Annotated in this window: 15 protein-coding genes and 1 pseudogene; 5 read left to right on the top strand and 11 right to left on the bottom strand. The window is 42.0% G+C overall.

What is annotated here, in order from left to right; translation table 11 throughout:
- Together ACFINM_RS08785 and ACFINM_RS08780 are read right to left on the bottom strand one after the other, a co-directional pair.
- Nucleotides 1-609: pseudogene (locus ACFINM_RS08785) on the bottom strand (phage baseplate assembly protein V); the annotation flags it as partial.
- The gene (locus ACFINM_RS08780) at nt 590-1132 is read right to left on the bottom strand and encodes a hypothetical protein (RefSeq protein ID WP_375641113.1); all 543 of its coding nucleotides are present in this window, start codon (nt 1130-1132) and stop codon (nt 590-592) included. The pseudogene ACFINM_RS08785 and the gene ACFINM_RS08780, both read right to left, overlap by 20 nt.
- Before the next feature lie 76 nt (nt 1133-1208).
- Between ACFINM_RS08780 and ACFINM_RS08775 the strand changes: the two genes are divergently transcribed.
- Genes ACFINM_RS08775 through ACFINM_RS08760 form a run of 4 tightly spaced genes read left to right on the top strand, consistent with a single transcriptional unit; the run spans nt 1209 to nt 2312 of the window.
- Nucleotides 1209-1508 (top strand): BrnT family toxin, encoded by a 300-nt coding sequence (locus ACFINM_RS08775; RefSeq protein ID WP_012754723.1) that lies wholly within the window; start codon nt 1209-1211, stop codon nt 1506-1508.
- Nucleotides 1495-1767, top strand: a complete 273-nt coding sequence (locus ACFINM_RS08770) for a CopG family antitoxin (RefSeq protein ID WP_012754724.1) — start codon at nt 1495-1497, stop codon at nt 1765-1767. Before ACFINM_RS08775 ends, ACFINM_RS08770 begins: the two co-directional genes overlap by 14 nt.
- A gap of 38 nt (nt 1768-1805) precedes the next feature.
- Entirely contained in the window at nt 1806-2123 is a 318-nt protein-coding gene (locus tag ACFINM_RS08765) for a type II toxin-antitoxin system HicB family antitoxin (RefSeq protein ID WP_375641112.1), read from the top strand.
- A gap of 42 nt (nt 2124-2165) precedes the next feature.
- Nucleotides 2166-2312: a CopG family antitoxin gene (locus ACFINM_RS08760; RefSeq protein WP_375621833.1), complete on the top strand. Its 147-nt coding sequence runs from the start codon at nt 2166-2168 to the stop codon at nt 2310-2312.
- Between the two features lie 45 nt (nt 2313-2357).
- Here the strand turns inward: ACFINM_RS08760 and ACFINM_RS08755 are convergent, their stop codons facing one another.
- Both ACFINM_RS08755 and ACFINM_RS08750 read right to left on the bottom strand, forming a co-directional pair.
- On the bottom strand, nt 2358-2636 hold the full coding sequence (locus ACFINM_RS08755) for a hypothetical protein (RefSeq protein ID WP_006589100.1): 279 nt from the start codon (nt 2634-2636) through the stop codon (nt 2358-2360).
- Nucleotides 2633-3361: a phage antirepressor KilAC domain-containing protein gene (locus ACFINM_RS08750; RefSeq protein WP_375621834.1), complete on the bottom strand. Its 729-nt coding sequence runs from the start codon at nt 3359-3361 to the stop codon at nt 2633-2635. The genes ACFINM_RS08755 and ACFINM_RS08750 overlap by 4 nt, the downstream gene beginning before the upstream one ends.
- A gap of 372 nt (nt 3362-3733) precedes the next feature.
- On the opposite strand from ACFINM_RS08750, the gene ACFINM_RS08745 reads away from it, so the two are divergent.
- Nucleotides 3734-4819, top strand: a complete 1086-nt coding sequence (locus tag ACFINM_RS08745; RefSeq protein ID WP_375621835.1) for a hypothetical protein — start codon at nt 3734-3736, stop codon at nt 4817-4819.
- A 27-nt stretch (nt 4820-4846) separates the two neighbouring features.
- Here ACFINM_RS08745 and ACFINM_RS08740 read toward each other — a convergent pair whose 3' ends face one another.
- The 7 genes from ACFINM_RS08740 to ACFINM_RS08710 all read right to left on the bottom strand — a co-directional run bounded on the left by ACFINM_RS08740 (nt 4847) and on the right by ACFINM_RS08710 (nt 11706).
- Nucleotides 4847-5203 (bottom strand): hypothetical protein, encoded by a 357-nt coding sequence (locus ACFINM_RS08740; RefSeq protein WP_375641111.1) that lies wholly within the window; start codon nt 5201-5203, stop codon nt 4847-4849.
- Between the two features lies 1 nt (nt 5204).
- Nucleotides 5205-6281, bottom strand: coding sequence for a major capsid protein (locus ACFINM_RS08735; RefSeq protein WP_375641110.1), 1077 nt, complete (start codon nt 6279-6281; stop codon nt 5205-5207).
- Between the two features lie 12 nt (nt 6282-6293).
- The gene (locus ACFINM_RS08730) at nt 6294-6662 is read right to left on the bottom strand and encodes a head decoration protein (protein ID WP_375612361.1); all 369 of its coding nucleotides are present in this window, start codon (nt 6660-6662) and stop codon (nt 6294-6296) included.
- 259 nt (nt 6663-6921) lie between these two features.
- Nucleotides 6922-7992, bottom strand: a complete 1071-nt coding sequence (locus ACFINM_RS08725; RefSeq protein WP_375641109.1) for a S49 family peptidase — start codon at nt 7990-7992, stop codon at nt 6922-6924.
- Nucleotides 7982-9526 carry a phage portal protein gene (locus tag ACFINM_RS08720; RefSeq protein ID WP_375641108.1) on the bottom strand — a complete coding sequence of 515 codons (1545 nt, stop codon included), beginning with the start codon at nt 9524-9526 and terminating at the stop codon, nt 7982-7984. The genes ACFINM_RS08725 and ACFINM_RS08720 overlap by 11 nt, the downstream gene beginning before the upstream one ends.
- Nucleotides 9526-9774: a phage head-tail joining protein gene (locus ACFINM_RS08715; protein ID WP_375620570.1), complete on the bottom strand. Its 249-nt coding sequence runs from the start codon at nt 9772-9774 to the stop codon at nt 9526-9528. Before ACFINM_RS08715 ends, ACFINM_RS08720 begins: the two co-directional genes overlap by 1 nt.
- Nucleotides 9775-9777: 3 nt before the next feature.
- Nucleotides 9778-11706: a phage terminase large subunit family protein gene (locus ACFINM_RS08710; protein WP_375641107.1), complete on the bottom strand. Its 1929-nt coding sequence runs from the start codon at nt 11704-11706 to the stop codon at nt 9778-9780.
- Nucleotides 11707-11753 lie beyond the last annotated feature (47 nt).

Below are 11753 nucleotides of genomic sequence, written 5' to 3'. Positions count from 1 at the left end.
GTCTTAATCCACTTGAATGAATGGAAACATTATTTCCAGAATGAAGAGAGAGACTATCATTCGAATTCAGTGAAATGTCACCACCAGCCTTCAAAGAGATGTTGCCTTTTGCGTTTAAATTTATATCGCTTTCTGAAACAATCTTTATGCCTTCCGGTGCGGTAAGCTCTAGCTTGCCACCATCACCTTTTAGTGACACACCATCAGCGATTGTCAGGATAAACTTTCCGCCGGATTTGATGTGAATTCCATAAGTGTTTTGTTCATCATCATATTCAAGGCTGGTTCCATCAGGTATATCGTTCGGTGAATGCTGCCCTTATCGGCTGCTTGATTAGCATCTGTATGAATGGAACCCACAATCATCCCTTGCGATAAATCCCCTGATGATGAAACAACAATTACTTGCTCTCCAACATCGCGCCCTTCATAAGAGCGTGTTTTACCGGCGCGGGCTTGGGTATCTGGAATCCAGTCACTGACAAGATTGCCACTTTTTATCCGATAGCGTGCGTTTTTATGGTCGACATGGCTAATCTTCCCCACCACAACCATATTTGCCACACGTCTCTTTAGATCTGTGATTTCTTTATCGCGCCGCTCTAACATGTCCACCTTCAATTTTATGGTATTTATCTTTGTTTCTCACGCCTGTTTCTGGTTTAAAACCGACAACGGGTTCAACAACTCTTTCGGTTGCCTTTCCTTCATCAAGGCAGGGGATATTGGTGACGTAAGTTACGTCAAAGGTTAAAATTGCACCGTGGAGTGCTAGAGCGCCATTATCACCAAAGGCAAAAGCAATATTTTGCAGGCGGCATGTTTCAACTGTGTTGTTGAGATTGGGATTAGCGTAGAAAACCTCCTCAACTTCCCATGCTAATTGATCAACAAAACGTGCGCCATCTTCACATGTCGCATAGCATTCAACATCTAGCGTTAAAACACGCCGCCTTACTCCATAATCATAGCCATCTTCAATGGTTTCACTTTGCGTTGAGATATTAATAGCTGGCATTGCTTCAATAAATAAATTGAAGTCACGCATATTGAAAACATTGTCACCAGCTGCCGTCTTTGCTGCCTTTATCAAAGCAACAAATGTTTCTCTTATCGTTTCTCTCGGATGCATGGGGGCTCCTGTTCAAATAGATTGATTTTTAATCATTTTTATTGTATTTGTGGATACATTTTGATATACATTCGTTATGGTAGCAAACATCAAAGTTCATGGCATAAATTGGGATGATGGTAACTGGCCAAAATGTGCCAAACATGGAGTTTCTAAAAAAGAAATTGAGTATTTATTCACTGAACCTGGAAATCTCGTCATAAAGCATGACCCCAATATTAAAGAAGAGCGTTTCAGAGCCATTGGACGAAGCTATAATGAACGATATATTTTTTTAGTTTTTACCTTAAGAACAATAAAGAACGAATTGTTTGTACGTCCTATTAGCGCTCGTTATATGCACCAAAAGGAGATTGATTTTTATGAAAACCTCTAAATTAAAACAAATGCCCGTTTTTAAGACGGATGAAGAAGCAGAAAACTTTGTTGATACTGCAGATCTTACTGATTATGACTTAACTGGTTTTAAGCCTGTTCATTTTGAATTCTTACCTAAAGAAGCCTCTATGAATATTCGCTTACCTCAAGCACTTATGAAGGCTTTAAAGGAAAAAGCTAAAAATCAAGCTATCCCTTACACACGCTATGTTCGACATCTCATCGAACGAGATTTACGAAAAAGCCATCGTAATTGATCCATATCCTCTGTAGAGGATACAAGAAAGGATGAAACATGAACAATAATCATTATACCTATCGTGTTTTGTGGTCGCAAGAAGATGAGGAATATGTCGGATTGTGTGCAGAATTCCCATCCCTTTCATGGTTAGATGCTCAAGCAGAGAAAGCTTTAAAAGGTATTATGGACCTTGTTTCAGAAGTTGTTGAGGACATGCAACATAATGGAGAAGAAGTTCCTGTGCCTTTGTCACATGGTAAATACAGTGGTAAGTTTCAATTAAGAATACCACCAGAGCTCCATAGAAAACTTGCAATACAAGCCGCTGAAAATGGTGTGAGTTTCAACAGATACATTTCCTCTAAACTTTGAATCTTTTAAAAGTCTATACGTACTAAAAGAAAATTAATTCTTATGAAAACCTCTAAATTAAAACAAATACCCGTTTTTAAGACGGATAAAGAAGCAGAAAACTTTGTTGATACTGCAGATCTTACAGATTATGACTTAACTGGTTTTAAACCCGTTCATTTTGAGTTCTTACCTAAAGAAGTTTCTTAACCACCTCCCCATTTTGAGAACGGGGAGGGAAGATGTGTTTTTAAATTAAGCAACCTTTTTAATGGGGTTGTCTAAATTTGGTTCATAAGTTCGCAACAAAGAATCCATACGATGTGGAAGTTCTGAAGCTCCAAAATCTGTCAAAATTGCCAAGATTTTTGTAATATTGGGCACGTCATCTTGAAGCTTTAAAACCAGAGCATCTACGACCGATTCCATAACCTCAACTATAGCATTGCAGTCCTCATCTCCAATGCCTCGATGGTTAGAAAGCTTAAACAATGCCATCCACAAATCGCATAAGAAGTCGACACTGCTATTCATTGCACACCCCCAAAGATTTGTTCTCTCAAACATGCCAATCCTCTAGATGTGATTTTCGTTGAAGGCAGCACCTTTTCTGTTCCATCCGGTCTTTGAATGGTAATAGCAGGGCAATCCATGAATCCTTTCTTGATCTTATCCTGATAAGGTAACAATGGCGCCCCTGGAGCACGTCGATACACCCAATCATGTTTACGCAAGTAATCCGTTAAATCCTTTGGTCGTACTTCAAGCATCTTTGCTGCTTCAATAAGACCAAACAACCCATCAGAGCGTTTTAAACCTTCCAAAGCTTTTGCTTTTGGTGCTAATTCAGCAATGGTGTTATCCTTTTGCTCAATTTGGTTTTGTAAATGTGTCAAAAAGCCAATCATTGCTTGAGGACTTGAGTAGTCTATCTGTGGAACAGCTACCTGCTTTTCCAACTCTTGCCAGCGGTCAATAATCTTTGCTCGTAAAGCAGTACTGTAACCAGAAACAAGAATTAAACATTCGCGCTTAGGTAAGTTATAACAAGGGCGGCTTTCACCTTTTGCATCAACGTAAGTACCGATAAAATCAACCAATCCAAATTTGGAGCCGTTAAGTTCTTCAAGCATCTTCTTGATATCACGCATAATATGTGCGTGCTGCTTTTTACACAAATCAGCAATTTCACGACTAGACATAGTTTGATGGATAGCACTATTAGCAGTGTTTCCTTTAATTTCTATAAGAGTGTTCATGATGAACTCCTATTGGTTAGACGTTTTTGATTGACACTTTTATAAATAAAGTGCCGGGTGCTCAAAAACACGGCCAATAGTCCGTCGTTATGCTTTTCCCATCAAGAGTATTGTATAGCATAACCACACCCGACGAGATCATTATATGCGTGTAACATACAATAAGTCAAAGCCTTTAATGTGCGAAAATAAACTATCTCGGTAGCTTATCTGCTTAGTATTTAAGGTGTTCGTTAGGTTCCTGTTTCGATTATTCATACTCCTATAATAATATCACTTTTTTCTAAAAATCATAAGCACATATTTACTTTATTTGTCGACTCACTTTAGATTTTCCAGCTTAGTTTTTTATTTATAGTGGAGGGGACAATAATGCTCGACATACTTGATACAATTGCGATGATCGTATGTTTGTTGTCGTTACCGGTGATGGTTGTCGGACTTGTTTTAGTGTGTATAAAAAAATGGTGCAAAAATGGATTGAAAACCCTTGGCATTGGAGTCTTATTATTTCTCGGCTCTGCAATATTAGGTGCGTTTTTTTTTCACAAAATCAAACCAGATCAAGTTGCGTACAATAATGAAATTTTTTCCTCCTCCTCAACTTTATTAATAGATGTTGCTACTCAAAATGAAAGCGTGACAAAGGCACTACCTGAGAATACTGATAAGCAAAGTATCCATGTTCAAGATAAAAAGTCAGACGAAAATGATGGTCTAGGTTTTTGGGGATGGTTCAGGTTAATTTTCTTTGCATTTATTGCATTGTCTATTTTTGTTCATTGGCAAGATAAACGCAACAAACGTTTTAAAGAAAAGGTTTCAGAGCAGGTTTTAATGCCTCCCCCGCATATCCATCCTTCTTCTGATTTATCAGTTGTTAATAAAATGTCGCCGGAACTTGAAAAAAAACGGTTAGAAAAGAGGGTACAGATCGTTCTTCTTTGTGCTCTACTGATTGGAGGCATTGTGGTAACAGTAACTATTACGCCATGGTTATTAGTACCCATTTTTATTGTTTTAATTTTTGTTATTATTGCCTATCGTGAGACAAAAAAGGAAAAAAGCTTTGAGCAAGAAGTTGCTCTGTGGCAATCAGATATTCCTCCCTCTAATTTTGAGGAAGCATGTGAAATGTTTCAAGAACTTGACGCAAGTGAATATGATTATCGTTTAGTACAAAATGAAAAACTGTTGGGAGTTCAAGAACGCGTTACCTTTGATATTGGCGAAAATACTCCAATTTTAGGACGTCTTTTAGTAACAAATCAAGCTATTGTATTTGAAAGCCCTGAAGATAATGAAAGGACTACTTGGGCAAGAATTGCATCAGTAACTATAACATACCAAGGATGTCACATCAGTCACCGTACCGGCGCACCATGGAATTACCGATTTAGTGCTATTCCAAATCCAAGGTTTGCAGCAGTAATCCGGGTTCTTGGGCAGCCTTATTGATTTTGAAACACACAAGACAAAGGTTCCTCATTGTTTTTTCTCCCGCAAGATAAGCTTATACATACCGGATTCAGAGGCTTGGACATCTGTGATCACGAAGTGCTCTTGAGAAGAGGGAGCTTTGCTGTTTTCAGGGGAAATGATTACAACACTATCTTGAGGTTTTGGTGGTATTCCCCCGATGTCATTGATACAAAGATCAAGTTCCTTTCTTGCAATTGTGGTAGGGATTCTGCCACCGGCGTCCGATTCTGAATGCTTAATGCCGTAAATCGCTGTAATTTGAAACGATTGCTGATTGTCTTTTCGCGTGTAGATGATGGGCTGCCCAAAAGTGTTGCGCACATCTTTAACCATTTGGTTTAGCAGCCCGTGCCATCGCATGTTATTTCGCTCCAATCACTGCTTTAAACAGCATTTCTGGGCGTGTGCAAATGTAAAGCGGATAGCTGTAGACCTCCGGTTTTACCCATGCATTACGGTCGTGGTCGACGATAAGCATCGTGTAGAGAGGTCTTCCAACCGTGTTGGCAAAATCCAAGCTTTCACCAGGAGCAAAGGTTTTTTGGAAGACACCAGGCGCATCAACAGGAAAGAATTGACATTCATCCGGCTTAATTCCTATGGCGCGCTTTGTTCCAGCCTTCGCACTCACATTATAGTTGTGAATACTCCGGTAATTAATGAAAGTCACACCCGCAAAGTCAAAACTACCAAAGCTCCCAGAGCCAATCGAACTTGGTGTTGCAACACCTCCGGCGCTATTGAGTGTCTGTGCTAAGGCTGTGTTTAAATAGGTCTCACGAATTGTTTTATGGTTTTTCAACTTGGAAAAGAATTCATTACCACAAAGCCCAATAATCCGCGAACGATCAGAAAACGCTCCTTTTGAAGCTTCAATCATCCTCATAATGACTTGATCAACATGGTCCGCAACATTGGTTGTTTCTGTATTTAGTTTAAAATCAATCGGCTTTGGTGGTGCGATTTCCCATTCTTTGTACCAATCGACAATAACAGAGCCATCGGCATCAAGAACCACCCCTTGAACAGCGCCAAGTTGCATATTTTCCCATGTCAATTCTATTTCAGAAATCAGTTTCTTTTGTTTTCTGGCAATATATTTCATTGCTGTCTCTAACTGATCTTCTGTCCCAAATTCACGACGGTTTTGGATTTCTTCTGATTTCACGGTATCACTTTTGGCAATCCGTGTTGTTTTGAAAAACCGAAGATTACGACCCTCTCTATCACCTTCTGCCAAAGGTGCGCCACGTTCACTGGTTTGAATAAGCGAAAATGTATTATCACGCCGTTCAATCCCAACCACTGTGGTACTGGTTTCAACTTCTTCAAAGAGATTAAGAGAACTTACAAGACCAGGTTGAAACTCATAGTTTTCAATGGCTTTCATCATTGTGATGCTTGAGAAAGCATCATGTTTAAAAAAATTCATATCCATGTGTGCATTCTCCTATCGCAATAGAATGTTGTTATGGTCTTCTAAAGACTGAATGGCTGCTTTCTTTTGCTCATCCGTGATGGCATCTGGCCATAGCAGTTCAGAAGCTTTTACAGTGCATAAGCGTGCTGTAATCACGGCACGTTGATCTGCTTCTGTTGCGTCAATAGTGGCAAAAGAAATCCCTGCCGGTGTTTGACTGCCATCTGATGCTGCTGGATTAAGGGGGGTATATTTTTGTGATGCTGTAATTTTCCCCATGACAGTTCCAGCTTCAATGAATGCTCCTGATGCAAACAGCACTTCTTCATTTGACATATCGGGGTCGTAGGGTCCAAGATAAGCGCCATTGCGTACGTCGTCATAAATAATATTCGTCATTTCACTGCCCTCCAAGCTGCTTCCCATTTTGCATAAATCTTTGCCTTGCTCGTCCCATCACTATGAGGGGTATAAGGCGAGACTTTTAAAGACGCGCTTTGAGAGCTAGCAGCCGTCAACACACATTGGCGTGCTTTCTCGAGACTCATACCGTTTTGAATAGCTTTTGCTGCGTCAAAAGAAACGCCTAAGTGCTTTGCTTGCCTTTCAAGGGTTGTTAGTGCTTTTGCGCGCTTTCTTTCTTTTTCAAGAGCAGCTTTTATGTTTTCCTGCTTGTCCTCATTGTCTTCATCTTCATCTTCGTTTTCTTCGTCGTCAAAGATTTCGGCGTTTTTGTCGATGTCACTATCGTCTTCGTCCTCTTCCTCGTCATTGATGATGTCGACGATCTTTTCGTCATCCTCTTCTTCAGCGCGGTATTGTGTGCGTGCCATGTGTTTTGTCCTTCTTTTTCTGTTGATGTTGGGTTTTGTGATATGGAATCCGTTAAGGCTTCCAAAGCTTGCGCAAGGGTGCCCTGCGCATCTGCTAATCCAAGCGTGATCGCTTGGGTGCCTATAAAAGTTTCTGCTTTTGTGTCACGAATTGCAGCAGCATTTAAGCGTCTGTTTTGCGCCACCAAATCGACAAACATCTCGTAGAGCAGGGCGCAATCGGCTTGCATTTTTATCTGTGCTGTATCGCTCAAGGGTTCATGAGGGTTGCCATGGGTTTTGTGATCACCTTCAAAGACAAAGGTCCATTTATGCCCGTGTTTTTCATCTGCACGGGACTGGTCAAGATGGGCACAAACAACTCCAATCGAGCCTACAACACCCGTGCGAGCAACCCATATTTGAGAAGCAGAACAAGCAATGGCATAAGCCGCTGAACAAGCAAACTCATTGGCATGTGCCCAAATGGGTTTATTGTATTGTTTTGAGAGTGTTTGAAACTCTTCAACCAAATCAAACACACCACCGGCTTCTCCACCGCCGCTGTCAATATCAAGTAAAACAGCGCGAACATCAGGTTGTGCAATGGCTTCACGAAAAGAAGCGCTTAAACCTTCATAAGAGGTTAGCCCCGATAAAGCCCCAAGCCATGCACCACGGCGCACAAGCGTGCCATGAACCGGTATTATGGCAACATTGTTTTGTACTACATAAGTTTCAGGGGGTCTTAAAGCTTCTGTATTCTCTTGCGAATAAGCTTCAATGGGAAACTTTTCTCCCTCAAAAAGGCGTGGTGCAAGAGCATTCAAAATGATATCAAGCTTTGTCGAGGCAAGCATATGAGGAACCCCAAAAAGCCGTGATGCCAAAAACGGCATATCAAGATTATTCACCATTTTTATGTGCCTCACTGCCTTGGTTACTTTCATAAGTTTCAGAAGGTTCTGAATCTGCGGTATCAATTACTTGATTGCTATCAGAGGTCGCTGCCATATCCGTGTCAAAAGATAAGCCGCGCGCACGAGCGTCTGTGTGCTCTTCTTGCAGTTCGGCATGAATGCTGTCGATATCAAAGCCACGCTCGGCAAGTGCCATGCGTCGTGTTTTCAAGCCTGCACGAATTTCTTCTTTTTCCGCTGAGATATCCTTGTTTGGATCAATCATTTCAAGCGGGGGTGCAAAGCTTTCACATTGAAGCCATGGCAAGGAATTTTCTTCCCACCCTGGCAAATTGACGCATCCAGCAAGCACTGCCATTTCAACAAAACGCTCCCAAACAATGCGGTTAAACTGAAAGGCAATAATATGTTCACGCCATTGTTTGACGTGCCGTCTAAACTGAATGATGGAGGTGCGTACATTTGAAAAATTCCCCCGCGTAACGTCTTCAGTCACAACGGCATAAGGCATATTAAGTGCTGCACAAATTTTCAAGATATTGCGAAATTGAAAAGCCTCATAAGAGCCACCAACCTCAACAGGATTTGAGAATGTAACTTCTTTATTCTCTCCTAAATAAAGAGATGCACCGGGCGCAATGACAGGTGCTTTGTATTCTTCTTCAACGTTGTTTTTATCACGATTATCGGATAATTTTTCGACGTTTGGTGAATTGTCCTTGACAAACGCCGCGAAAAGAGCCGCCGTCCTTTTTCTATCGAGTTCTGCGTCGTCATAGGATTCGAGTTGAAAGATCTTTGTCATACAGCGCGTTATTTTGGGAGAACCGCGCAATTGTCCGGCAATACGGCGCTCTTTGATGTGAAGGATCATTTCAGCGGGGACACGTATGCGTTCTTGACTCTTAAATGCTATGTTGGAAGGAGAAGCATCATAGGGGTGATGTTCCCAGAAATGATAAGCAACACGCTTACCACTGGCATTAAATTCAATTCCCATACGAATGTAATTGCCTTCAATCTCAGCCGGTCCATTGTAGGAAAGGTCCAACATTTCCGTGGGATAAACTTGCAACTGAAGAGGCACACCAGAGCGCCCGTAGAGATCAACATAATGCAATCTTACAAAGCACTCTCCGGTTAAAAATACTTCTCGTGCAATGGTTGCTTGCAGCCCATAAAAGCTGGTATCTTCATCATAATCGGCTTCATCAACCCATTGCCACCATAAGTCTAAAAGCTTTTTCTTTTCTTCTTGAAAGCCTTCAATACGAGGATAAGGTTTAATCCCATCACTTACAGCCGCAGAGACCCATTCCTCCGTTGCAGAACCATAAAGAGCTTCATTGTCATAAAGCCATCTTGAACGGGCAACAATGGTATCACCGCATTCTTCAATCGCTTTATTGATATGTTTTTTTGCGGGGTCAAAGCCACCCATACGGCGGCTTTTGCTTGCCGCTTCAAAATGGGGATTGTGTTGACGAGAAATTGTAAAAAAGCCCGTGAGTTTATTGATAAAGCCAGCCATTAATAGCCTCGTGATATATTAAAATAGAAAACGCGTGAACGCTTGCGTCCTTCAAGGTCCGCTATTTGTGTGTTCAGCATCTCAAGCGCTCTGCGCAGTTCCTCAACAGAACGATTGCTGACTTGCTTATCGCCATGGCGTACCGATTGCGCACCCGAATAAAGAGCCTCTTCAATTTGTTCACGCCGCCTTTTTAAACTTTCCAGTCTCGAAAATTTGCTGTTAAATTGTCCTAAAGTTTCATCCACAAATTACCTCCAATCCCCTTGCATATAAGGATTCATCACCGTTCTGGATTGTTTCCTTTGAGGCTGTGCTGTCTGAGATCTTCTTGGAGCAGGAGAGGGGGCATGTCTTGGTGTTGGCTGCTCTAAAGAGCCTTCAACTTTAAGTTTTTCCAGACGCTCTTCTAAGATATCGACTTCTCGATTAAGGTTTATTCCTGCCGAAATCAGACCTTGTAAAGCAGCATAAGCATAGACCCTACAGTCCAAGGCTTCATTTCTTGCCTTTTCGCTTTTTTGCCATTCAATGCGCTTGAAGCCTTTAAAATATTTGATGACTTTTCTTTCAGCGGTTAGCTGATCAAAATATTCCCGATCAAGGTTTTTGTGAAAGTGTGTTGCACCAGCCCCCGTTGCTTCAGGTCCCGATTTTTTAAATCGTGCCGTGATAATATCTTTCGCGGCATCAACCCCAACAATATAGAGATTAATCTGTCCTTTATTGTTTCTACTTGGACGGCGTGGCCATACCGCACGCCATCCCGCTTGCCCCTTAATTCCCCAGATACGTCGTCCCTCACGCGGGCGTACATAATTATAAACCGCCTGTGTATGTCCACCACCGGTATCAATACAAGCAGCTGTTATCCTAATCCCCTCTTTATAGCCTGGATGCGGCCAACGTTTTGCAAGATATTCATCCAATTGGTCCCATACTTCAAAAGAAGAGGGATCACCAAGGATCACTTGATAATCAATATGCCAACTTTCTTCACTACGCCCCCATCCCACCACTTCAAGTTCCAAGCGGTCATTTTGCACATCAATACCAGCTGTCAACACGACGGATTGTTCTGGTGCAAGGGGATAATCTTCGCGTTTTGCATAGAGGCTATCAGGATCAATAACTTCGCCTGTTCTGTCCTCCCATGGCTCTCCAAGAACTGTATTGACAAAAGGCTGTAGAAGAGCTGGATCATCCTTGGCATTTAAAAACTCTCTTGCACATTCCCCCCATGTAAGCCAAGGAGAATAGAGTGCCGAAATATGATAAGAACGCAAATTGGGTCTGCTTGACTCACTGGTTGGGACCCAGCATGCGCCTCTTTCTTCACACATGAGATCTGTTTTTCGGTGCTCGGCATGTTCATGACCACAATGGGCACAAACAAACACAGCTTTTTCGGGAGCCCCTTTCGGCCATTTGATTTGTGACCAAACAATCGGCTGGAGTGTACCACATGCATCACAAGGCACGTTGTAATATCGCTGGTCTCCTAGCACAAAATCCTTGGCAATACGGCTTGTGTCACGGTGGGTGGGTGTGGACAATTTAAAGATCTTTCGTTGTACAAAGGTCGAGGTACGCTTTTCCGCAATCATCACCGGATCACCTTCGTTATCCACACTGAGAGGATAACCATCCACTTCATCCAAAATCAGATAACGAATAGGCATGGAACGCAAACCAGCAGCACTGTTTGCCCCTGTAAGCATCAGTGCACCACCATCAAACTCTTTCGAAAACATGGTATTCCCGCTGTCACGTGCTCGTGCTGGGGCTATGCGTTCACTTAAAACTGGACTTGCCATAATCATAGGATCAAGCCGCGTCTTTGAAAGCTTTTTGGCTGTCTCAACGGTCGGCATGACATAAAGAGCAGGTCCTGGACTATAATGAATAGCATAACCGCAGAAATTTAATCCTGCCTCTGACATGCCAACTTGCGCCCCTTTCATGACAATAGTTGTTTCAATTGGTTTGTGAGAGGAAAGATTATCCATGATTTCACGCAAATAGGGGGTACGCTTTGTTCTCCACAATCCAGGTTCAGCACTTGCTACGGTGCTAAGGTATCTATTCTTATCCGCCCATTGCGAAACCGTATACGGTGGGTCCGGTTGTCGTGCGTTATTGGCATGGGCGAAAAATTCTTCGACTGCATTGTCATCCATTATTCGTTTCTTGCAAGTTCTCTAACTCTGGAGAATGAGGATCATGA

Source organism: Bartonella sp. AA168HLJHH (assembly GCF_042197365.1).
Taxonomy (GTDB): Bacteria; Pseudomonadota; Alphaproteobacteria; order Rhizobiales; family Rhizobiaceae; genus Bartonella.
The sequence above is the reverse complement of the archived record's forward strand: the minus strand, read 5'-3'. Positions and strand labels throughout refer to the sequence as shown.